A 23245-nucleotide genomic window follows, 5' to 3' on the forward strand; every position below is an offset into this window, starting at 1 on the left:
GGCTGCCTTCCGGTCACCAGTGGCCGGGGGCAGGGCTTTCTAGTCGTCGACCGGTGCGCCGCGACGCGGGCAGCAGGTTGAGGTTCGCCGCGTTGCCACCCTTGATGGCCGCGGCGGTGACCGGGTCGGACACCGCCTCTTGCAAGCGCTGCACCGGATCTTCGACACCCATGTCGAACGGGTAATCCGAGCCGAGGACGACCCGGTTGGGGCCTGCGGCACGGACCAGGGCGCGCAACGACTCGGGGGTGTGGACTAGCGAGTCGAACCAAATCCGTTGCAGGTAGGTACTCGGCAACTGCCGACATCCCTTGGCTTCCGGCCGGTTGCGCCAGGCATGGTCATTCCGCCCGAGAAAAGCCGGCAGATATCCACCGCCATGTGCGGCGAGCAGACGCAGTCGGGGAAAACGGTCCAGGACACCGCCGAATATCAAGTGCGACAAAGCGACCGCATGCTCGACCGGTTGCCCGACTGAATTGGACAGATACCAGCGGTCAAGGCGCGCGTCGAGCGTGCATCCCCAGGGATGGAGAAAAACGACGGCATCGAGTTCTTCGGCGCGTTTCCACAGCGGGTCCAGTCCAGGGTCGGACAGTTCGATCGTCCCGCCGCCCAGCCGATAGGGTACGTGCGAGGAAATCTCGACCCCACGCAGTCCGCAGCCCACGGCGTGCTCCAAGGCGGCCACGGCGACCGCGGGATGCCGCAGCGGCGCCACCCCCAGGCCGCACAATCGGTCGGAATAGACAGCACAGTGTGCCCGGATGCCTTCGTTGGTGGTTTGCGCCAGATCCCAGGCAAGCGCGGAATCCGCCCAGGAATGATACTGGGTGGGCGACACCGAGACGACCTGGACATTCACCTGGGCCGCGGCCATCACTTCAATGCGGGTATGCACATCGGTCAGCCGCTCCCAGCGTTCGCCGAAACGGCGCTTGCTCACCTCGATCGATTCCCCGCCCGCACGCAACTCTTCGAGATCCGCATGTGCCGCATATTCCGGACGGCCCTTCACCAGGGACTCGACTTCCGGCAGCCAGGCGTGCGCGTGCACGTCTACGGTCGGAAATACGGAACTAGTGACATCGCTGGACATGGGGCGCCTCTCAACATTGCACTGCGACGTTGCGCCGCGATGCGTTCAATGTTGGGCAGCGACAGCCTATAAAGGAAGCCCATTCTCGTGATAGAGGCTATAGATCAGGTCTATGCTCCCGCAGTCACAGCACCCGTGTCCGGGGGCTCAGTCTGGCCGATCTCCGTTGACTGCGAGTGGCTGCCTGAGATTTCGCCGTCGAACTGGCAGACGAGATCGTATGTCGCTCACAGCCGTCACTTCAGCACCTGGAGTGAACAACGGCTCGCGCCCATCTTCACCCAGAAAGGTAGTGCGGCCAGTCCGCGTGTGGTGTGCGACGCCGCTGTCAGGGAGATTGGCCTTCGTCGGTGAGGCGCTTTTGATGATGACGGCAAGTTGAAGACGTGAAGCGCGTTGGTAGTCGGGGGGAAAGCACCTCATACTGCGACGACCGGGAGTGGACCAGCCGCCGAACACCCACTGGGGGCCGTTATGAGTGCATCGATCCTCGTCGGGGACGATGGCTGAGGCGGCCGGTGCCCATGCCAGCGGGTCGGCAAGGGGCGCCGCGCCCGATGCCCGCTCATTGGCGCCTGACCTAGCCCGCGGCTGCATGCTCTTGGTGATCGTGCTCGGAAACGCACACGTGTTCCTATACGGGCACAAGATCGGTGTGCGCCGGTACCCGATCTTCGAAGAAGTTCCGGACCAAGTGCTCGCGCTGTTCCAGATGACATTCGTGGACGGTCGGGGGTACCCGATGTTCGCCGCTTTGTTCGGTTACGGCCTCGTTCAGCTTGCGCGGCGGCAGGCGAGGTTAGGGCTTGAACCGCGCGCCGTTCGGCGGATTCTGCGACGGCGGGGTTGCGGACTCGTTTTGCTTGGTTTCGCGCACGCGCTGTTTCTGTTCTCGGGCGATATCATCGGCGCGTATGGGATGCTTGCCGTCCTTCTGACGGGCGTTGTCGTGGGGGCGAGCGACAGGGCATTGTTGTTGATTGCGGGCATATGGATGATTCCGGCGGCGTTCTACGGTGCTCTGCAGGGGATACCGGTGCCTGAGCACGCCCCGCCGCTGGAGTCGTCGATCTCGACTTCCGCCCCGTTGAAGGCTGCGGGATTCCGCGTGGAGGAATGGGGAAAACAGTCGCCCGTGCAGGTGTCATTCAGTCTGATTTCGCCGATGTTGATTGGCGCCTGGGCAGGTCGCCGCCGCCTGCTCGACGAGCCCGAGCGGTATCAGCGATGCCTCCGAGGTGTCGCGGTTCTGGGGGTAGGCGCGGCCGTGGCTGGCGGGTTGCCAATGGCCCTGATGGCTTCCGAGGTGTGGACGGAACCGACCCCGGTGGCGAACATCGTGGCAGGCGTGCTGCATGCGGTGACCGGTTACGCGGGTGGTGTGGGATATGCGGCGCTGGCCGGACTGATTGCAATACGGCTCAGCGTGCGGCAAGGTCCCGTGGTCAGAGCGATGAAGGCCTGCGGGCAGCGGTCGATGACGTGCTACCTCGGCCAGTCTGTCCTCCTCGTGGCTGTGCTGCCGGCATATGGCGGTGGGCTAGGGGACCATCTGGGGGTAGCGGAAGCGGCGGTGCTGGCGGTGCTGATTTGGTGTGTAGTCGTTGCCATGGCCGACATCATGCGGCGACTGAGCGTGCGGGGCCCGGCAGAGGTTCTGCTGCGCCGAGTGACCTATGGGCGTGCCTCCGCAGCGAAACACTAGCCCACTGCTTTCGTTGCATTGTGGGTTGAGTGGTGTTGGGAAACGGAGAAAAGTGCCCTGAACTAACTGAACCGCATCGGCTGCATGAACCGTGCACAAGAGAATCTTCTCGGCATAAGCCCTACACGTGCAGGAGCCTGCGCGTTCGTTTCTAGCTGGCGTGCGGGGTGTTGTCGTGCTCGGTGGCCCAGACTGCGATTTGGGAGCGTGAGGTGAAGCCGAGTTTGATGAGAATGTGCTCGACGTGGGCTTCGGCGGTGCGCTGGGAGATGACCAGGTTGCTGGCGATTTGCTTGTTGCTCATGCCTTGGCGCACGAGTTCGGCGATTTCCCGCTCGCGTCGGCTAAGGCCTGCGCCCGGCTTTTGCCGGGGAGCGGGCGCGGTGCGTGGCGGTTTGCCGCGGGCGTAGGCGATGGCTTGTTCGAGGCTGACGTCCGCACCTTGGGCGTAGCGGCGGCGGTACTGGTCGTCGCCGAGAGCGTGGCGGGTCCGTTGTTCGCATTCGTCGTGGTAGTGGCTGAAGAAGGTCAGCAGTGGTGCGCCGGCTTCGCGGCGGATGGTTTCGGCGGTGCCGAACAGCTGGGCGGCGTCGTCGTGGCGGTTTTCGCTTGTGGCGACCCATGCGAGCGTTTCGACGCACAGTCCGGTGCAGTGGTGGTCGTTGAATGCCTGCTGGAGGTCGTGGCTTTCGCGGGCGAGTGTGGCGGCTCGTTGCGGCTGGCCTTGCCGCCAGGCCTCAACGCCGAGGCCCCAGAGGGCGTACGAGCAGCGCCAGCTTTCGCCGTATTCGCGTGAGAGCGCGAGAAGTTCCTCGTATGCGGCGGTGACGCGTTCTGAGTCGCCGTGCAGTGAGGCGCTGACGCCGAGGACGACGAGGGCGGTGGAAAACCAGGGCAGGTCCCCGGAAAACCGCAGCCGGGGAATCACTTCTTCGCAGAACTTAACCGCATTTGAGAAGTCGCCTTGCAGCGCTGCGTTGAGGGCTTCGGCAACCCGGAGCAGTGCGGCTGTGTCTCCGTCGTGGTCGGCAGTGAGCGTGCGGGCCTCGCTGATGAGAGTGGCTGCTGCGGGAACATCGCTTTGCAGAAGGGCGAGATAGCTGGCACTAATGAGCAAACGCAGCCGGTCGCCGTCTTTCTCGGTGCCTTGCTGAAGGATTCGGTCGCACCAGCGGCGGCCTTCACTAGTGAGTCCGCTAACGCGCCAGTAGTCGCTGAGGGCGTCGGCGATGCGCGTTCCAGCCACGGTACCTGTCGGCTCGTTCAGGCAGAATTCGAGTGCGGTGCGAATGTTGGCGTGTTCGGTTCGCAGGCGTGCAAACCAACGGGCTTGATTGGGGCCGAACCAGTGCTGCTGCATCTGCTCGGCCAGGTTCAGGCACCAGTCCCGGTGCCGTTGGCGGACCGGCGTCTCCTGGCCGGAATGTCGCAGCATGTCGCGGCCGTACTGCCGGATGGTCTCCAGCAGCCGGTACCGGGCCTGGTCGCCACGGTCATCGCGGATGAGGATCGACTTGTCCACCAGTCCCGCCAGTGCGCCTAGAACGTCGGCTTGGGCCAGGTTTTCGTCCGCGCAGACCGCCTCGGCACCGTCGAGATCGAAGCTGTCGGCGAAGACAGAGGTACGTGCCCACAGCTTCTTCTCGTTGCTGGAGCACAGATCGCAACTCCATTCGATCAGGGCGCGCAGCGTCTGATGTCGCGGCTGCGCGGCCCTGTTGCCGGTAGTGAGCAGGCTGAACCGGTCGTCCAGCCGTCGCAGGACTTGCTCGGGGGACAGCACTTTCAGGCTCACCGTCGCCAGTTCGATTGCCAGGGGAATGCCGTCCAGTCGTCGGCAGATGCCGGAGGCGACACGTCCGTTGCGGTCATCGAGGACGAAGTCCGGCAGGACCGCTTTCGCACGGTCCGAAAACAGCGCGATAGCTTCGTAACCGGCCAACGCACTGGGCCTGACACCGCTGTCGGCATCCGGGCATTCCAGGGCGGAGACCGGCAGGATGGACTCGCCGGCGATGCCGAGCGCCTGGCGGCTGGTGACCAGGATCCGCAGTTTAGGGCACCGTTCGAGCAGGGCCGCCACGGTGAGCGCGCAGGTGTGAAGCACATGTTCGCAGTTGTCGAGCACCAGCAGCAGACGCCGGTCCGCGACACGCTCGGCTACTGTCTCGGCGGTCCAGCGTGTGGACTGATCGTGGATGCCCAGTGCGGACACGATCGCTTGGGGAACGAGCCCCTCGTCTTCCAGGCCCGCGAGTTCGACCAGCCAGACATCGTCGGGGAAGGCTCGCCGCATGTTCCAGGCGGCGCGCGAGGCCAGCCTGGTCTTGCCCACGCCGCCCACGCCGGTCAGGCTGACCAGCCGGGAGGAGGACAGCGCCTGCCTGACCTGGCTCAGCTCTTTGCGCCGGCCGACGAAGCTGGTGACCTCGGTCGGCCATTTTTCCGGCAAGCGCTGCGCGGACACGTCGGTCATAGCAGTTCCAGGCTAGCTCGGTGGCCCGTGAAACGCCTCGACGCCGAACCCCCAGGGCGTGCGATCAGTTCGGCTGCGGCGGGGACATTACTTTGCAGGAGCACGAGGGGACTGGCACTGACGAGCAGCCGCAGGCGATTCCTGCTCGGAGTGGCACCTCATTGATGAGCCCGCTGAACCGCCAGTAGTCCCGCAAGGCATACGCGATGTGCATTCCCGCTGCGATCTCACCGGGCTCGGAAAGACAGAATTCGAGTGCTGTTCGGACGTTGGCGTGTTCTTCCCGCATCCGGGTAAACCAGCCGGCCTGGTCAGGTCCGAACCAGTGACGCCGCATCTGTTCGGCCAACACACCAAGTTCGACCATCCAGACCCCATCGGGGGAGGTACGCCGCAATTCCCATGCGACACGCTAGGCCAATCGCGTCTTACCGCCCCACTCCCATCCCAACCAGGGTCACCAGCCACGACGACAAGGCCCGTCTTACCTCGCTCAGCTCCCTACGGCGCCCGGCGAAAATAGTCACATCCGCCTGCCACCTGTTTTGGACCCCTGGAAACCGCGGTGCACCCACCAGCGCAAGGCCGATCTTGTTCGGGCGGCCGTTCGCGCTCGCGTACACGGCGGTCATGCCAGCAGAGCGCTGTTGGAAACGAGATCGGCGCGGTCAGCTCGTCTTCGCCCCGGGGACCGCTGTCTCGCCGTCCGACCACCGTGTCACTGAGTAGGCGCGCCGGTACGCGTGCGGGGACAGTCCGATGGCCGCTCGGAGGTGGGTGCGGAGCTGGACCGGGTCGGCGAACCCGACCGCCGTCGCGATCTCGTTGATGGTCAGGTCGGTCGTTTCCAGCAGGCGGCGGGCGCGGTCGACGCGCTGGCGGGTAATCCACTGCTGCGGACTCTGTCCCACCTCGGCGCGGAACTTCCGGGTGAAGGTCCGAACGCTCATGTGGGCGTGCCGGGCGAGGTCTGCCAAGCGCAACGGCTCGGCCAGCCGTTCGACGGCCCACTGTCGGGTGGACGAGGTCGAGCTGTCGCCGTGGACGGGCACGGGATGCTCGATGAACTGCGCCTGACCGCCCTCGCGCCACGGCGCGACCACGCAGCGGCGGGCCGCGGCGTTGGCAGCGTCGACTCCGAAGTCGCGACGCACCAGGTGCAGGCACAGGTCGATACCGGCGGCGGCACCGGAGGCGGTGAGGACCCGACCGTTGTCCACGAACAGCACGCCCGGATTCACGTCGACGAGCGGGAATCGCTGCGCGAACTCGGCGCACAACGCCCAGTGCGTCGTGGCGCTCAGGCCGTCCAGCATGCCCGCCGCCGCGAGCACGAAGGCCGAGCTGCACAGACTGACCACCCGCGTCGTCGCGGGAATCGAGGCGAGCGCCGCGACGAGGTCGGGCGAGAGGGGACCGCGGCCCAGCATGTCGCGCCTCGGATCCTGGGTCGCGATCACGACCGTGTCGGCCTCAGCGAGCAGGCGCTCGTCGTGCTCCGGCGACACGATGAAGCCCTGATTGGTGCGCACCGGCCGACCGCCCAAAGAGCAGATGGAGACCGAGTACAACGGCCGCCCCGAGGCGTCGGCCGCCTGTTCGAGGACCTGACCGGGGATTCCCAGATCGAAAGGTTTGACTCCGTCCAGCGCGAGGACGGCGACCCGATGCGGCATGGCCCGATTATTACGGCTATTGGCTCGCAGGCCAATACCGCCGCGTCGAAGTTTCGATGAAAGTGTCCGCATGACCACGGACCAGCATTCGTTCTTCATCGACGGCAGGTGGCGCAGCCCCGCCTCCGACCGGCGCATCACCGTCATCGACGCCAGCACTGAAGAGGTGCTTGGCGGCGTGCCGGAGGGACAGGAAGCGGACATCGACGCGGCCGTCTCAGCCGCGCGACGCGCGTTCGACGACCCGACCGGTTGGTCGAACTGGGAGCCGACCGCGCGCGCCGAAGTGATGCGCCGCCTGGCTGACGCACTCGACGCGCGCAAGGACGAGCTCACGCGCACTGTCTGCCGGGAGAACGGCATGCCGATGGCTCTCGCCGAGGTGCTTGAGGGCGCATTGCCGTCGCTGCTGCTGCGCTACTACGCCGACCTGATCTGCGCGACGCCGAGCGAGGAGCACCGGGACGGGCTGCTGGGTCGCCCAGTGATCGTGCGCCGAGAACCGGTAGGCGTCGCGGCGGCCATCGTGCCGTGGAACGCTCCGCAGACGCTGGCGTCGCTCAAGTACGCCCCCGCGCTCGCAGCCGGTGCCACAGTGGTCCTTAAGCCATCACCGGAAGCGCCGCTCGACTCGGTGTTCTTCGCCGAGGCGCTGATCGAGGCCGGGGTGCCTGACGGCGTCATCAACATCGTGCCGGCGGGTCGCGAGGTCGGTGCCTACCTCGTGGCGCACCCCGGCATCGACAAGGTGGCGTTCACCGGCTCGACCGCTGCCGGCCGGGCCGTCGCCGAGACCTGCGGACGGCTGCTGCGACCGGCGACGCTCGAACTGGGGGGCAAGTCGGCCGCGATCGTGCTGGAGGACGCCGACCTGGACTCCGAGGCCATGCAGCAGGAGTTGTTCGCGGCCACGATGATGAACAACGGCCAGGCATGTTTCGCCAGCACCAGGGTGCTTGCACCGCGCAGCCGGTACGCCGAGGTGGTCGATGCTGTGTCGTCGCTCGCCGAATCCCTCAAGGTCGGCGACCCTCTCGATCCGACGACGCAGGTAGGGCCGTTGGCCACCGCCCGCCAGCGTGATCGGGTGGAGGCATACATCGCGAAGGGCAAGGACGAGGGCTCCCGGCTGACCGTGGGCGGCGGTCGGCCGGGTCATCTCGACCGCGGCTGGTACGTAGAGCCGACCGTCTTCGCCGACGTGGACAACCGTCAGGTGATCGCCCAGGAGGAAATCTTCGGCCCGGTCCTCGTGATCACCCCCTACGAGGACGAGCAGGACGCGATCCGGCTGGCCAACGACTCCGACTTCGGGCTCGGCGGATCGGTGTGGACCCGCGACGCCGAGCACGGACGCGACATCGCCCGCAGGATCCGCACCGGATCCATCGGCGTCAACCACTACATGTCCGATCCCATCGCCCCCTTCGGCGGCGTGCGGGCCAGCGGTCTCGGCCGCGAGTTCGGTCCCGAGGGGCTAGCCAACTACCAGCAGCTGAAGTCCATCTATCTCTGACCCACCCGAGCCCAGTACTGCCGTCTATCCAGTGCCGCCGTCTATTCAATGAGGAGTCGACGTGAAGACCCGTGCCGCGATTTGTTGGGAACAAAATACTGAGTGGACGGTCGAGGAGATCGACCTCGATCCACCGCAATCGGGAGAGGTACTGGTGCGGATGGGAGGGTCCGGCCTCTGCCGCTCCGACGAGCACATCCTGCGCGGCGATCTGCCGTTTCCGTTGCCGATGATCGGGGGCCACGAGGGCGCCGGCGTCGTCGAGGAGGTCGGACCGGGTGTGCGCGGGCTCGAACCGGGCGACCACGTCGTCTTCGGATTCATCGCCGCATGCGGCCGATGCCCGGCATGCTCGACCGGCCATCAGAACCTGTGCGACCTGGGCATGTACATGCCCGAGGGCTGGCAGGTCAGCGACCACACCGCTCGGCATCACGCGCGGGGACAAGATCTGCGAACGACCTGCATGCTGGGAACGTTTGCCGAGCACTCCGTGGTGAACGAGGCCAACTGCATCAAGATCGAACAGGACGTGCCGCTCGACCGTGCCTGCCTTCTCGGTTGCGGCGTCGTGACGGGATGGGGATCGGCCGTCAACGCCGGCGAGGTGCGCGCCGGAGACACCGTCGTCGTCATCGGAATAGGCGGCATCGGCATCAATGCCGTCCAAGGGGCGGCCCTGGCCGGGGCCGAGCGCATCCTGGCCGTCGATCCCGTCCAGTACAAGCGGGATCGCGCACCCGAGTTCGGCGCGACCCACGTGGCCCACGACACCGATGAGGGTTTTGCCCTGCTGCAGGAGCTCACCCGCGGCCGACTCGCGGACGTCGTGATCAATACCAAAGACCTGGGCACGGGATCGGACATCGGCGACGCGCTACGGCTGTGCGGCAAGCGCGGCCGTGTCGTCGTCACCAACGTGCACAACGCCGAGGAGTCGACGGTCTCGATGAACCCCCTCGACCTGACGCTGATGGAAAAGCAGGTGCGTGGAGCCCTGTTCGGCTCGGCCAACCCGCGCGTCGACATCCCGCGCCTGCTGGATCTCTACCGCAACGACAAGCTCAAGCTCGACGAACTGATCACGCACCGGTACAAGCTCAACGAGGTGAACGATGGCTATGAGGACATGCGGCAGGGCAGGATTCTGCGCGGCGTCATCACCTTCTGACCACCGCAGCGCGCACCTGACCCGTCGTCTCCGTCGCCCTCGGCGGATCCGATGATTCCGCGCGCGCTGAGACAACTCGCCGGAGATTCCGCGTCCGGCGCCCCGGTGGTCGTCGAGGGCGGCTCGCCAGGGCATGTACGGGTCGAGTCGACCGACCTGATCAACATGGCGTCGAACGATTATCTGGGTCTCGCGCGGCACCCACGGGTGGTCGCGGCGGCCGGCGACGCGATACGGCGGTGGGGCCTGGGCACCGCGTCGACGCGGCCCCTGTCCGGCACGACCGGCCTGCATCGCCGGCTCGAACAGCGGCTCGCCGACTGGAGCGGGACCGACGACGCGGTGCTGTTCGGGTCCTGCTGGACCGCGAACGCCGCAGTCTTCGAGATGCTGGCCGAACTGTCGAACCGAGTCGGTGCGACCCTCGCCGTATTCTCCGATCAGCTCAACCACGCGAGCATCATCGACGCGATCCGGGCGCAGCGGGCGACCCTGTCGCACTTGAGCCGATACGAACGGGGCTCGGAAGCGTCCTTACGGGACGGACTCGCCGGGCAGCCCGCGACCGCCGTGAAGGTCATCGTGACCGACGGGGTCTTCAGCATGGAAGGTGACCAGGCCGACCTGGCGACGCTCGTCAAGCTGGCGGACGAACACGATGCCCTGCTGGTGGTCGACGACTCCCACGGCCTCGGGGTCGTCGGAACCACGGGCCGGGGCACGGCCGAAGCTCAAGGTGTCCTGTGCAGTGTCGACGTCGTAACCGGGACCCTCGGCAAGGCGCTGGGCGGCGCTTCGGGCGGATTTGTCGCGACCACGTCCGATCTGTCGGCGTGGCTGCGCACCGGCTCCCGACCGTTCGTCTTCTCCAACAACCCTTCGGTTCCCGTCGTCGCCGGTGCTCTAGCGGCCCTCGACATCCTTAGCGACGACTCCGAGCCCCTGGCCACCCTGCGCAGCCGCACCGACCAACTGCGGCGCGGTGTCGCTGGCCTCGGGCTGCCGAGCGTGTCCGGAGACCATCCGATCGTGCCGGTGATCATCGGCGACGACGACGCTGCGCGCGAGGTGAGCCGGTCGTTGCGACGGCTCGGCGTGTTCGCGACCGCGCTCACCTTCCCGATCGTGGCCCGCGGTGCGGCGCGGCTGCGTCTGCAGGCGTCGGCCGCGCACACGGTCGAGGACATCGACCGTGTCCTCGATGCGCTCGACCGCGCGTGTGCGCAGCGGGGGATGCTGCCCGCCCGCGCGCGAAATTCGGCTCCGGCCGACGCGTCGAGCAGGTTCGATGACGGGAGCGGCTCTTGAGACCGGTGTCGACGGCCTGGCCGGACCAGAGCTCAGTCGCCGTCATGATCACGGTCGCCTACGAGCAGTGGTCCCGTCATCATTGGCCGGTCTACGCCCCGATGGCGACGTCGTGGCCGCTACCGCCCGGCACCCTGGATCTGCACAGCATGTCGTGGGCCGACTACGGCACGACGACCGGCGTGTGGCGACTCCTGGACATCCTCGCCGAGCGCGGAATCCGGGCCACCTGGCCGACGAACGCGCTGGCCGTCGAGCGGGCACCGGAGGCCGTCCGTTCCATTTGCGCCGCCGGCCACGAGATCGCCGGGCACTCGCTGGCCCAGGACGTCATGGTGTCATCGCTCGACCGGGACGCGGAACTGCAGAACATCCGGCGCTGCACGGCGGCGTTCGAAGAACTCACCGGAGTCCGGCCCCGGGGCTGGCTCAGCCCGCGCGCCACGGCCTCACCACGAACGGCAGAGCTGCTGGCGCAGTGCGGATACGTGTGGTGGAGCGACCACAACGACCACGACTTGCCGCAGGTTGTGAACACAGCAAGCGGATCGCTCGTCGCGATCATGCACAGCGACGTGACGGACGTGCGGGCGGCCTCGGCCGGGCCGCGAGGCGTTCGCGACATCTACTGCGACACGTTCGACTACCTGCTGTCCACCGGACGACCAGAGGTGCTGAACGTCACCGTCCACGCGCATGTGAGCGGGCGGCCGGCGATGGCCGCAGCCTTCGAGCAGATCCTCGACCACATCCAATCCGCGGGCTCCGCCGTGTGGATCGCGACCCACGCCGAGATCGCGTCCTGGATTCTCGAACAGCACAAGCCGTCGTAGCAATTTCCGACCCAAACAACGGCAAACCCCACAAGATCAAGGAGCAATGCATGAGCACTGTGCTGGTGATCGGCGGCACCGGAGCGATGGGGACCCCCGTCGTCCGTCGCCTCCTCGCCGAACCGCGCACAACGGTTTCCGTGCTGACGCGGGACCCATCGTCGGATCGGGCGACGGCCCTGCGCACGGCCAGTCGAGGACGGGTGGAGCTCGTTCAGGGTGATTTGGCGGACCCGGCGTCGGTCGAGAATGCGATGAAAGGCGTCGATGGCGTCTTCTGCAACACTGACTTCTTCGCCACGATGTCGCCGGCGCGGGAGTACGAGCAAGGTCTCAATGCGCTGCAGGCCGCCGAGAAAGCAGGCGTCGCGCGGTTCGTGTGGTCCTCGCTGGACTACGCCGGGGTGCTGACCGACGGCCGGATCCCCGTGCCACACTACGACGCCAAGGCGGCCGTGGCGGCCCACATCGCGCTTCGGCAATCCGAGGAGGCGATGCGCAAGAACAGCGACGGCTGGTACTCGACGAGCGTCGCGGTGCTGGTGACCGCGCCGTACTTCGAGAACTTCCAATTCCGGATGGCACCGGAAAGGGGACGGCTGCCCGACGGTCGGGAGGGCCTGACGTTCGCCGTGCCGCTCGGCGCTGGCCGGTACCCGCTCATCGGACTCGACGACATCGCATTCTTCGCGAGCCTCATGCTCGAGGACTGGCAGCAGTGGCGCGGCCGGACGTTGCGGGTGGTGGCCGACAGTCTCACTGGCGAGCAGATCGCCGCCACCTTCGAGCGCGTTACCGGTATCCCCAGCATCTACCGCCCGGTGCCGCTCGACGACGTGCGCGCGGCCATGCCCGATATCGGTCACGACCTGGCGGCGATGTTCGAGTTCTTCCAGGACTACAACGTGTTCGACCGGGCCCGGGACGTCGCCTACCTGCGTCGCCTTCATCCGCAGTTGATGTCATTCGAGAACTGGGTCCGCGCGTCCGGCTGGGACGGCACCGTCCACGAGGTGCAGGCCCGGCCGGTCCAGGTCGGTGGCCGCGACGATCCCGCGCGCCACGAAGGCTGAGCGTACGCAGCGACACGCCCCCATCCGCTCCTGGGCCAACGCCTGGTCGTCCGCGACGGACCGGCGCTGCGGCCGGTGCCGTCGCGGACGAGTTCGGTGGCTGATGCCGAGGACGTAGTCAAGGTCAGGTGGTGACGGCCAGAACCTCGTGGGTCCGGTTTGGACGAAAGGGCCCGGAGCGGGTTCAAAGGCGAACGGATCCGCGATCCGGGCCCGGGCGTCGGCGGGGCGGGGTGGCGGTGGAAGTGCTGTTCTGGGTGCGCCGATATGGAGGCATCGGGGTCGGCGGCCAGCTGGTAGCGAAGCGCCATGGGCATGCGGGTGCTATGTCCACTGTAGACAGCTACCTGGCGGGCGCCAGGGTTCGGTCGTCGTGGGACAGGGTTGCGTGGGGCGCGGCCTTTCGGTCGATCTCGTACTGCCATTGCAGGGTCGCCTTGGTACTCGCGTGCAGCCGGTCGCGGCACGCGGGGTCCAGCTGGTCCCAGGTGGTGCCGAGGGGGATGGCGCGGCAGATGTCGATGACGTTGTTCTGCTGGTAGTTGTCCGGGACGATCCAGAGGTTCTCGCCTTCGACGAAGGCGTGGTCGAGCGAGGCGCGGGACAGGGTCACGAGCTGTTCATTGGTGAGGCTTTGGGTGGCGATGGCGAACTGGTACTCGCTGGCCAGGGTGCTGTTGGTGATGCCGGGGTCGTCCGAGGACAACGTTACGGGCACCCGGTCGGCCATGTCGTTGAGCCAGCGTTGCAACGGATGGTCACGGCCGGTGACGCGAAGAATTCCGTCGTTGCTGCTCAACGGTACTTCGACGAGGATATGTCTCTCGCGCATCGTGGCGGCCAGGCCTTCCGGGTCGGCTTCGGAGAAGAAATCGACGCCGTGGCCGATGCGTTTGACCCCCGCCTCCACCGCTGCGCGGACGTGGAAGGACAACGGGTCCTCCGGGGGCGGGTCCTGCCGCATGTACCGCTGGACTTGGTTGAGGCGGTAGACGAGTTCGCCGGCGTGAAGGCTGAATTTGGCGTTGAGCAGTTTGTTGGTCAGGAATCCGACCATGGCCATGTGCAGGCGGTAGTCCCTCAGCGCGGTCGGGTCGTCCTCGGGTTGGACGAGGTTGACGCCAACCACCTTGGTACTGGCGTCGCTGGCCAGGAGGACGCCGAGGATGAGTTGGGCGAACACCAACTTCGGCGTGTCGGTGCGCCGGGCCTGGAAGTCGAAGCGGATCACCACGCGGCATGCCGGGGTGGGATTGGCCTCGTTGCAGTTGAGGTGATTCGGGCTACGGTAGCCGACATACTTGCTCTGGTATTCGGCGGCGGCTGCGTCGACGATACCGGTGAACCCGTCGGCCTGGGTGAGTTGGTCGTAGAACTCGCCGAGGTTGTCCGGGTTGGGGTCCGGCAGGGGCGTGTTGGCGACGAAGCGCCGAAGTTGACTGGACTGGGCGCCCAGCAGGGTTTCGATGTAACTGACATGTTCAATGGCGGCGGTGCGGGCGACCTCGGCGAGGATGTCCTGGTCGCGGCCGGCGATGGCCGCGTCGTAGCGGCCGAACGTGCCGAAGAAGTGGTCGTGGCCGGGGTTGGGATCGCCGTCGGGCGGGAACTGGAAGTCTCGCATGGACCACTGCCGCAGGAGATTAGGCCGGTCCTGCCCGGTGATCGGGCGGGTGGCTCCGGGACACTGGTCATCCACCCGGTTTCGGGCGGTCCAGGTCGCCTCATCGAGGCAAAGTCCGTCCATGATCGCCCAGGTGATGATCGTGTTTGTGTTCACCGCTCCGTGCAGGTGGTGATGAATGTCCCCGCCCAAGGGCTGCATGGCCCGTGCCGTGGGCGGCTGGTCGTGGGCCACGGCCGGGGCGGTGGGAGCGAGCAGGGGGAACAGCGTGGCGGCGACCACGACCGCGCGGCCCGCTCGCCCGAGGCGATGCCGCCGAGGCCCTCCCTGCGTCGTCTCCGATCGTCGGGTTCGCATAGCGGTCACGGGTCTGCGCCAGCGACCACAACGGGATTCCAGTCGCCTGGGCTGGAGCCGGGCATTGGCACTCCTGTCCTCTGCCGACTGCTGAGAGTTACGTGGAGATCAGAATGGTAGCCAACAACAATTCGAATTGAATTCACAGATTGTGGTTGGCTTGGGAATCGGCCTACGGTGTGTGACCTCCATACCGTTGCTTCCCAACACGCGAGTGACGCCTGTCTGAGGGGCGTGGTGGTCGGGGTGGCGCCCGGCTGCCTCGTCCGGGATGGTGCCACCACCTTTCCGGGCGCCGACGCTAACGCCACGAGACGTCCACCGGTATGCCTTGGTCCCCCGTCCTGGTAGGGACGCACCCAGATCGGCCACGTCCTCGCCACTGCGCAGCGCGACTCGGCAGTGTCACGCGATCGTCCGGGATCCAGCGGCCGGAACCTGATCGAGGGAAACGGGAAATAGCCGATCGGCTGTCAGACCATCAGGGGCGGACCTGTTTGCGGAGATCATCGTGCAGCGTGGCGACGTTGACGTAGACGTCCGGAAAACCGGTGGCACACCAAGCCGCTCCCCGTAACGCCATCAGCGTCGTCCCTGCGATCAACGGCGCCCCGAATACCTAGGACACTTTCCTGCCCTTGCACGCCGACGGAGCACAACATCGCGCAGGTCGAACGCGATCCCGGTGTTGTAGGCATTCGCACTCCGACAACCGGCTTTATGCACACCGCTCGCCAAACGATCAGGGTGACAACCGTTCGAGTGCTTCTTGTTGACCATGGACACGCGAGGTCGACAAACTCTTGGTAAGAACTTATGAAACGACCTTACGAAAACTTCAGATGCCGCACATTCGCTAGTAGCCGCAATGTGTGGCCACTTGCCCAAAGTATCCCGGCAGAGCCTTACGTCTCATCACGGATTAGGAGTCGATATGCCCGTCTCTACCCGAAGTCTTTCTCCTTTGCAGGAGAAAATTATGCGGGAAAATTTCGCCTATTCAGAACCATTCTTTCGCGGTCGGGACCTTCATCCCATGCTCGACTGCGGGAATTCTCCCGAGCTTGCCCTGGCTCCGGTTCGCGAGCGGAATGTGCCTATCGTAGATCGGCCGCTCTATATTCCATTCAACGCAAAACTTCGCCAAGAATTTTTCGGCGGTATCCTGTACGACTGCGACGGACACCGGCATTTCATGGTCGACTCGACCGCATACGAATTGCTTAAGTCCGCTCTCACGCCCGGGCTAACGCCACAGCAACTCCTATCCGTGTCCCGAGTGGGGTCCGATGGCGAATCCACCATCGCTGCACTGATCCGCAACAACCTACTCAGTGTGTCACCTGCTAACACGGTTGTCCGGCACTTTCCCGTTCGAAACATAGATCTTGAGTATTTGCAGAGTCCGGTCCTTGCCGAAATCGAAGTCACCTATGGATGTTTCCGTGCGTGCCGGCACTGTGCCTATGAATCCTCACCCACTGCTCGCTTGTCGAACGAGTTGACGGCAGAACAATGGTCGACGGTGTTCAAGAAACTAGCCGCAGCGGGCGTCCTTATCGTGCAGCTTACGGGCGGCGACCCGCTATTCCGAGATGACTCGTTTGACATCGTGGATGCCGCAGACGACGCGGGTCTTAGCGTGTACGTGCGTAGCGACACTGTCGCTCTCGATGGGGCCAGCCTCAACCGGATCAGATCCCTTCGTCATCTTTGGCACGTCGGTACCAGCCTCGACGGCGCCGATGCCGTCGCCCACGACTGGATGCGGGGCCGGGGCGCTTTTGAAACATTTAAGGAGCGTGTCAGGGTACTGGCGTCCGAGGGCATCGCGGTATCAGTTGGAGCCACTCTGCACAAGAACAACTATGAGACGGTCCGGCAAATGGGTCGACTATCGATGGAACTCGGAGCGCGGTGGTTCGATATTGGTTTCCTTTCTCCGGTTGGACGCGGTGCCGACCTGGGGAATCTTGTGCTTGATCGCCACGAGATTATTTCCAGCCTAGATTCATACTTGGCGGGTGTGCGGGAAGGCGACTACATTCCTTCTCATGCACACTACCTGCACCGGGCGCAGGAGAAAGAACCCTTCGACGATCTCATTGAAATCATTGACAAGCTCCCGTATGTGACCGAGTGGCCCTTTAGCAGACTGCGTTTGGATCCCATGGGATCGTCGTATACCGCTGGAAAGCTCAAGGGCTCTGACTATGCGGGCGGGTACAACGCGCTCACGGAGCCTATCGAACATATCTGGGACCACAGCCCGAATCTCCGACAGCTTCGCGAGATTGCCGATGGTCGACGTATCCACAGTTTGGATTATCGCTTGCTCCGTTCAAATCATGAGTTCATCTAGCTAAGAAGCAGCGCGGTTTTAGGAATCTGGACCGTTCGCGTTCCCGGATGCAACTTACTTGGAGGATTAGGTGTCGGAGAGCTTTGAGTTTCCGGGCAAGTATTATGAAATCATCCGCCGAGACTATCGCAATTTGGAAGAAGAGACTCAGTTTCTCGCATCATACCTTCCAGACGATGGCCACGTGTTGGACCTTGGTTGCGGCACGGGCACCAACCTGAGGGCACTACGAGGGCTGGGGAAAAAGTACACCCTGCTAGGCGTTGATCAGAGCCAAAGTTTTATCGATTATGCTAATTCCGCGGGTAACAACAACATACGGTACGTTCGCGGCAAACTCGATGAATATGAGACAAATGATCAATTCAATCTCATCTACAGTCTTTTCGTGAGACTGAACTATCTGCGGCATGACCAAATGCGCGCCGTGCTGAATAAGGTTAGCTCCTGGCTGCGACCGGACGGAATCTTCGTTGTTGATGTCAGCTATCTGCTCCAGTTTGTGGAGAACTATCAGCCCTATATTACTGCCCATCATAAAGACGATAGAATTCTTATTACCCGCTTCATTCGCCATTCGCTGAACGCGCACGAGGGGAATTGGCGCCACGAGGAAACGATGCTCGTACGCGAACAAGACGGCCAGCTATCGATGTACGAAAATTTCTTTGATCAGACGGTGATCACTGCTCCTGAATTGCGGCGCATGCTGCAGGAGGCAGGGCTTAAGGTTGTCGAGACGTTCCGGAACTTCCGTAAAGATCCCCCATTTAGAGGCGGGCAAGGTTCGCTAATCTTCGTCGCCTCCAAGGCTTGACGGGATTCGGGATCTAGGGCGAGGGGCGTATGAGTACCGTCGTGTGATCAATAAGCTGGTGGCGCGGCATACGGAGCCGGTCTTGCCGATCTCGTGGTTCTCCAAGCATGTTGCCACCTGGGATCGGGTCCGTTGCCGCGACAGTAGTCGGCGGTCAGCGCCGAAAGCTTTTGCTGAGAGAGACGGCAGTGGGTGTTGAGTCCTTGGTCTTGACCGGGACCAGTTTGGACGAACCGAGGGGATACCAGAAGAACTGGTAGGACGCGGCAGGATGCTCGCTGTCGTAGGAGAATGAGAGGGTGAATGCGCTGTCGGAGGCGATCGGCAGCAGAACTGAGTTGTCCTCGCACCAGAAACGCCACTCATCGTTGAAACTGTGGTGGTCAGGGCTTGTCGGGCGGGCCGCTGTGGCACATCGAGTGTGACCGGCGTATTCGATGCCAACTTGGCCGAAGCTTAGGTCGTCGAGGTCGGTGGTCCAGACCTCGGCGAGGACCAAACCTCCGGTCGAACTCTGGTATGTACCGATGTCAAGCTGGGTCGGGGTGTAGCCGAGGATGTCCGCGAGCTGGCTGACCAGCAGTCGGCCGTTGGACGTCAGGTCCCCTTCGGCGTCGAGCGTTCCAGACACCTTGAGGTCCTTCTTGGCGACGGCGTTTTCCTCGATGACAAGCCCGCCCGTGATGCTCGTGTCGCCGTTGACCGCCACCCCGTTCTGCCCACTGGTGGTCAGCTTGTCCTGTTGGGCTCCGGCTTGCTTGACGGTGAGATCGCCTTGGGCGTAGGTGAGGCCGGTGATCGTGAGCGGTCCCTCGATGAGCACTGGCGCGGTCACCCGGATCGGCTTGTCGCTGGTGATCGTGGGGGAGTCGGTGAACGTCAGTTGGCTGGTGGTGATCGCGGTGGTCTCTAGTATCGGCTTCGTCACGGTGACCGAGGTGGCCAGGTAGTGCTCGATGGTGTTGCCGCTGGCCGTGAGGCTTGCCTTGAGATAAAACGTGGTGTCTCGGGACAGCGGAAGCGGTTTGTCCGGCCAGGAGCGCACGTTCGTGACGTCGATCGGGTCGTTGTTGTCGTACAACAGCGTGTAGCCGGCGCCCTCCGATGCTGACCAGCTCAATGTGATCCCGTCACCTGGATTGATGCTGGCGTGCCCAGATCCATCCAAAGTGGATGGATGGAAGTCCCCGAAGTAGAAGCCGTGTGGGTATTTTCCGATGTAGAAGGTGGTCTTGGCGCGTCCGGAGTCCGTTCGTTCCTCGACAGTGAGAACGGTGACCCCGACCTGGGCGTTCACGTTGATGTCGGTGAAGCTGAATGCGTAACCTGTGGTGTCGAGGTTTGGGGGCCGCTGCTGATTGGGGACGGCTATGAATGCCGTGCCGCTCAGGCTCACGTCCCATCCCGCCGGGGAGACTTGGGGGTGGACGCCGTCTAGGTGCTCGGTGAGGTCCGCGGCGTCGGGGCCTACGCTGAAATTGAACGTCAGGCTTTGGCAGGTGATCGGTTTGCCCGTGTTGTTGGACACCAGGACGGTGATTGTCGAGGGTGTCGGGGAGAATTTGGCCGGTGTGACCTGTAGGGGGGCGGGTGTGGTGTCGATCGAGTAGTCGAGCACGCAGCTGGGGTCGCGGACTTGGCGAACGAACATGGATGTCTCCTTCATGGCGTCGAAGGCGTGGGGCGCGTGCCGCCAGAGCGTCGTAGCCAGCCGGTGCGGAGGATCGGTGGGGCGGTCGGCACGTGCGCAATCGGTGAGGCGGCAGCGAGCGGCAGGGTTTCCCCGCCATGACCCATGTCAGTCCAGGTCCAGTCTCCGTGCCGGGTCGAGGGGCGTGGTAGAACCAGCCGCCGGTCCTGCTCCTGCGCACCAAGCATCGCGACCTGGGACAGCAGCGGTCCCATCCGCAAGGCGATCTCCATTCGGGACAGTGGGACGTCAATGAATCCGCTGGGCAACCGCAGCACCGACACCGGCAGGACGTCCGTGGTCGCGTGTACCGCGGCTCGGGGATCGATCAGCATCGTGAGGTGGGCTGAATCCGGTGTCCCAGCCACCGTGAGCGGAAACCCCGCGCCGATCGGCTCGATGTATGGGTCGGACACGCTGGCGGCGTGCACGGCGAGGAACCGGGAACCGTCCGCTTCTGTCTGGTAGCCGATCAGGCCGTCGTCGAGGTTGTACACCGATCCCAGCCGCACCCACCACGGATAGCTCACAAAGGGAGGCAGCGGCTGGTTGTCCTTCAGTCCCACAACGTACTGCCACTGTTCCCAACTTGGGTCCAACAACGGTGGTCCGTCCAGTTCCAGTCGCAGGCGGGCCCGGACTAGGGCCAGCGGCCGACCGGCCAGCACGGTCATGGTCGAGTCGTCCCAGTTGCCGAGTGGGTTGACCGACCACAGTGTCTCGTCGATCGTTTTCAGCAAAGCGGAGAACGAGGCTGGCCCGGCATCGCGGAGACCAGCGAGAAAATCCGCCAGGTGCCGAAAGTCGTGGCACAGAGACGCGATGTCCGGGTACTGGCCCCCAGGTGCCGGGTCCCACCAGACTTCGGGCTGGTTGTTGGAGCCGTACACGACCCGCATCTCCCCGAGTGCCTCTCCCGTTGGCGCATACGCCGAGAGCCCTTGGTCAAGATGGTTCGGCAGCAGCCATCCGCATACCGGATTGCCTCCGATGTCCAATGCGAGCACGTGGTCGTCGTCGAGTGCGGATACGTGGTCGAATCGAAGCCGGGCGCTTTGGACCAGTCGCGGGCGCAGCTCGACGAATCGGTATGGAGCCTTTGCCAGCACCGTCTGGCCGGGTCGGGTCGAGTCCGGACACGCGATTGGCTTGCGGTCGCTGTCCTGCGGGCTGCCTGTTCCGTCCGGGTTGATGACGTCGCAGACCTGGCCGAACACGTCGATCACGTGTAGTCGGGTGAAGGCGAACTGCCCGCTTCGGGTCTGCTGGAAGTGCGACTGTGGCCAGGACGACCCCTTGGGTGGATCACCGGGGATCGGGAACGTCCGGTGCTGATCGCCGATCAGAGTGGCCAGCGAGGTCGGTTCGTTGCGCTCGTCGTATGGGTGGCCGGCCACGCTGGGGTCGCGCCGCGTCATCTGCAGGGTCAGGCCATCCAGTGCCTGGCTGAGCAAGTCCCATCGGGCGACTTGGCGTTCCAGTTCCTTCAGGCTGTCGGTCGGTGTGTCGGGATGGGTCGCGATGTACCTGCGGATCTGCGCTGCCAGGGTGAAGGTGGCGTTGGAAGTAAGGTGAATTCGTCCACTGTAGATCTCGTATGCGGGGGCGTCGCCGGTTCCTGTTCCCTGCCAATGGTACCGGGTGCCGTCGAACGTCCAGTTGGTCTGGTGCTCATTCTGGTAGGGGATGGGGAAGAAATTCAGTTCGTACATCAGATACAGCGGGGACCATGGTTGTGTCCATGGCGTGGCGCCGAACTGCGGCAGCGTGCCGACCGCCTTGGCTTTTGGATCGGCCACGACCTTGGTCAGGGTGCCGGCGGTGAACGCCTGATCGAGCAGCCACAGTTCGGCGACCAGTGCGCGAACTGCGGCGGCTGTGGGGAGCTTGTCGACCGGTGGAGTTGGTGGCGTCGGCGGGGCGGAAATGAGTCCGTTGCCCAGGTCGATTTGGGTCAGCAGCGAGCCGGGAAGCCGGCAGGTGAGCGGGCCGTTCGTATCATCGCGTGCCGGTCCCTTGAGACCGCACAGCAACGTTACCGGGTCATTGGCGCGGTGGAATTCACCCAGCGGGACGCGTTTGAGTTCGCGATGTGCGATGTCGATCCCGTGGTCCTTGAGGTAGGCGTCGGCCGCCTGCGCCAGTTCCTCTGGAGTCGCGCCCCACGGGATATGTTCTGGGTGGTTGGAACTGCTGGACCGCCGTGCGGCGATGTCGGCGAAGCGTTGTCTCACTCCTGCCGCCAACCCGGACTTGGCCGGGTCGAGCGCGGCGGCGAACGGATCCGCGAAGATGTCCGGAAGCGTTGGGCTGTTGTTCAGCCACCACACGCCGTAAAGTTTCCACTGTGCGTCAAATAGCTCCCGAACAGCGGCGTCGTGGTGGCCCTGCGCGGTGTTTAGTGTGGACAGTAGTCGTTCTTCGGCGTCCCGCTCGGCCTTCGTGAGTGGCGGAGGAGGCGGAGGGTCCCGGTCTTCCGCATTGGAGGTCCGGTCCACAATCTCCCAGACGTGACCGCCGTCGGTCGCACCGAACCACGCGCGATGGATGGACTGGTCCACCGATTCTGTTCCGGCGTCGTCCAGGTCGTCGAGCAGGCCGTAGTGCAGGGCCTCCAGAAGTGCGGCGTCCAGGGGGTCGGCCTTCTTCGACAGCAGCAGCCCGGTAAGCGCGTCAGCCGCGTTGTTGCCGACCGCGACGCCGACTGACTCGCCATCTGGCCGCTGTGATACCGGAACGCTGCCGGTCCGCTGCCAGTGCACGCCGATTGAGTACCCCGAGTAGAGGGTGGTGGCTGGGGGTGTGGTGTCCGTGCTGCCCGCCACCTGCCAGCTCAGCTTGGCAAGGCTGTCCACTTGAGTGCTCGGGTCGTGCTTGGCCGCCGAGTACCAACCGACCACTAGGTAGCTGAGCGTGCCATCGTCGGCGACACCGGTCAGGTCGTCGTGAATGGATAGCACGTCCTCGTTGTATGGCTGGTAGGCGGAAAAGGTGAGGAGCCCGGGACCGATCGCGGTGAGGTAAGGGGGGAGGTCCGCAGTCTCTCCCGTCCAGTCGGCGGCAGCCACTCGTCGTCCGATGTGGACGTTCTCCTGCGTATGGGGCCTGACGTAGGGGGTGGTTCCGCCCTTGTTACCTTGTGGGGGAAGCCAGTCACTTTCGACCACCCACGCCGTCACTGTTCGGGGGTGCGGCTCGCCTGAGTAGCGCACCACCAGCCACCGGTTTGGAACCAGTGGAAAGGTGGTGTCGCCCTTGGCGGTGTCGTGGTGGCCCTGACGAAAGGCACTGGGCAGATGCCAGTGCAAATACACGCCATTGGCCTCGGGGCAGTTGCGCCAGTCGGCTGCGGTGTTGTCGTCGAAGGGCCGCGGCTCGGGTGAGAGGCCGAGCGGAAGATTGGCGAAGTTGGCCTTCCAGCGTTGGAACGCTACCTTGTCGCGCACCTCGTCGTTGACGACCAGGGCCTCCACCTCGATCGGAACTATCAGTGGATTGGGGGCGGTGTTCGTGGGTGGGTTCCCGCTCATCAAGCCTC

14 protein-coding genes are annotated in these 23245 nt (G+C 64.6%); 8 read left to right on the forward strand and 6 right to left on the reverse strand.

Annotated features, from left to right (window positions below):
* Positions 1 to 13 precede the first annotated feature (13 nt).
* Complete coding sequence (locus BJ970_RS22295; protein WP_312864358.1) at positions 14 to 1057, reverse strand: amidohydrolase family protein; 1044 nt, start codon at positions 1055 to 1057, stop codon at positions 14 to 16.
* Positions 1058 to 1694: 637 nt separating this feature from the next.
* On the opposite strand from BJ970_RS22295, the gene BJ970_RS22300 reads away from it, so the two are divergent.
* Complete coding sequence (locus BJ970_RS22300; protein WP_246470962.1) at positions 1695 to 2804, forward strand: DUF418 domain-containing protein; 1110 nt, start codon at positions 1695 to 1697, stop codon at positions 2802 to 2804.
* Between the two features lie 151 nt (positions 2805 to 2955).
* Here the strand turns inward: BJ970_RS22300 and BJ970_RS22305 are convergent, their stop codons facing one another.
* Positions 2956 to 5280, reverse strand: a complete 2325-nt coding sequence (locus BJ970_RS22305) for an ATP-binding protein (RefSeq protein ID WP_184728032.1) — start codon at positions 5278 to 5280, stop codon at positions 2956 to 2958.
* Between the two features lie 668 nt (positions 5281 to 5948).
* Positions 5949 to 6956 carry a GlxA family transcriptional regulator gene (locus BJ970_RS22310; protein WP_184728033.1) on the reverse strand — a complete coding sequence of 336 codons (1008 nt, stop codon included), beginning with the start codon at positions 6954 to 6956 and terminating at the stop codon, positions 5949 to 5951.
* A 70-nt stretch (positions 6957 to 7026) separates the two neighbouring features.
* On the opposite strand from BJ970_RS22310, the gene BJ970_RS22315 reads away from it, so the two are divergent.
* The 5 genes from BJ970_RS22315 (at position 7027) to BJ970_RS22335 (ending at position 12857) form a co-directional block, all read left to right on the forward strand.
* The gene (locus BJ970_RS22315; protein WP_184728034.1) at positions 7027 to 8472 is read left to right on the forward strand and encodes an aldehyde dehydrogenase; all 1446 of its coding nucleotides are present in this window, start codon (positions 7027 to 7029) and stop codon (positions 8470 to 8472) included.
* A gap of 61 nt (positions 8473 to 8533) precedes the next feature.
* The gene (locus BJ970_RS22320; RefSeq protein ID WP_184728035.1) at positions 8534 to 9643 is read left to right on the forward strand and encodes an NDMA-dependent alcohol dehydrogenase; all 1110 of its coding nucleotides are present in this window, start codon (positions 8534 to 8536) and stop codon (positions 9641 to 9643) included.
* Between the two features lie 51 nt (positions 9644 to 9694).
* Positions 9695 to 10951, forward strand: coding sequence for an aminotransferase class I/II-fold pyridoxal phosphate-dependent enzyme (locus BJ970_RS22325; RefSeq protein ID WP_184728036.1), 1257 nt, complete (start codon positions 9695 to 9697; stop codon positions 10949 to 10951).
* A 5-nt stretch (positions 10952 to 10956) separates the two neighbouring features.
* Positions 10957 to 11784 carry a polysaccharide deacetylase family protein gene (locus BJ970_RS22330; protein ID WP_312864463.1) on the forward strand — a complete coding sequence of 276 codons (828 nt, stop codon included), beginning with the start codon at positions 10957 to 10959 and terminating at the stop codon, positions 11782 to 11784.
* Between the two features lie 50 nt (positions 11785 to 11834).
* Complete coding sequence (locus tag BJ970_RS22335) at positions 11835 to 12857, forward strand: NmrA/HSCARG family protein (RefSeq protein ID WP_184728037.1); 1023 nt, start codon at positions 11835 to 11837, stop codon at positions 12855 to 12857.
* A 343-nt stretch (positions 12858 to 13200) separates the two neighbouring features.
* On the opposite strand, the gene BJ970_RS22340 is transcribed toward BJ970_RS22335, so the two are convergent.
* A complete protein-coding gene (locus BJ970_RS22340) occupies positions 13201 to 14838 on the reverse strand; it encodes an amidohydrolase family protein (RefSeq protein WP_184728038.1) in 1638 nt (545 codons plus the stop codon).
* Between the two features lie 934 nt (positions 14839 to 15772).
* On the opposite strand from BJ970_RS22340, the gene BJ970_RS22345 reads away from it, so the two are divergent.
* Entirely contained in the window at positions 15773 to 17200 is a 1428-nt protein-coding gene (locus tag BJ970_RS22345) for a radical SAM protein (RefSeq protein WP_184728039.1), read from the forward strand.
* A gap of 70 nt (positions 17201 to 17270) precedes the next feature.
* Positions 17271 to 18017: a class I SAM-dependent methyltransferase gene (locus tag BJ970_RS22350; protein ID WP_184728040.1), complete on the forward strand. Its 747-nt coding sequence runs from the start codon at positions 17271 to 17273 to the stop codon at positions 18015 to 18017.
* A 154-nt stretch (positions 18018 to 18171) separates the two neighbouring features.
* Here BJ970_RS22350 and BJ970_RS22355 read toward each other — a convergent pair whose 3' ends face one another.
* Entirely contained in the window at positions 18172 to 19668 is a 1497-nt protein-coding gene (locus BJ970_RS22355; protein WP_184728041.1) for a hypothetical protein, read from the reverse strand.
* A gap of 11 nt (positions 19669 to 19679) precedes the next feature.
* A complete protein-coding gene (locus BJ970_RS22360) occupies positions 19680 to 23237 on the reverse strand; it encodes a hypothetical protein (protein ID WP_184728042.1) in 3558 nt (1185 codons plus the stop codon).
* Positions 23238 to 23245: the final 8 nt, after the last annotated feature.

It is taken from the genome of Saccharopolyspora phatthalungensis, assembly GCF_014203395.1.
Taxonomy (GTDB): domain Bacteria; phylum Actinomycetota; class Actinomycetes; order Mycobacteriales; family Pseudonocardiaceae; genus Saccharopolyspora; species Saccharopolyspora phatthalungensis.

Coding starts and splice junctions, on each gene's coding strand:
- BJ970_RS22300 (WP_246470962.1), top strand. CDS start 1,695: ATGCTCTTGGTGATCGTGCTCGGAAACGCACACGTGTTCCTATACGGG.
- BJ970_RS22305 (WP_184728032.1), bottom strand. CDS start 5,280: ATGACCGACGTGTCCGCGCAGCGCTTGCCGGAAAAATGGCCGACCGAG.
- BJ970_RS22310 (WP_184728033.1), bottom strand. CDS start 6,956: ATGCCGCATCGGGTCGCCGTCCTCGCGCTGGACGGAGTCAAACCTTTC.
- BJ970_RS22315 (WP_184728034.1), top strand. CDS start 7,027: ATGACCACGGACCAGCATTCGTTCTTCATCGACGGCAGGTGGCGCAGC.
- BJ970_RS22325 (WP_184728036.1), top strand. CDS start 9,695: ATGATTCCGCGCGCGCTGAGACAACTCGCCGGAGATTCCGCGTCCGGC.
- BJ970_RS22335 (WP_184728037.1), top strand. CDS start 11,835: ATGAGCACTGTGCTGGTGATCGGCGGCACCGGAGCGATGGGGACCCCC.
- BJ970_RS22340 (WP_184728038.1), bottom strand. CDS start 14,838: ATGCGAACCCGACGATCGGAGACGACGCAGGGAGGGCCTCGGCGGCAT.
- BJ970_RS22345 (WP_184728039.1), top strand. CDS start 15,773: ATGCCCGTCTCTACCCGAAGTCTTTCTCCTTTGCAGGAGAAAATTATG.
- BJ970_RS22355 (WP_184728041.1), bottom strand. CDS start 19,668: ATGTTCGTTCGCCAAGTCCGCGACCCCAGCTGCGTGCTCGACTACTCG.
- BJ970_RS22360 (WP_184728042.1), bottom strand. CDS start 23,237: ATGAGCGGGAACCCACCCACGAACACCGCCCCCAATCCACTGATAGTT.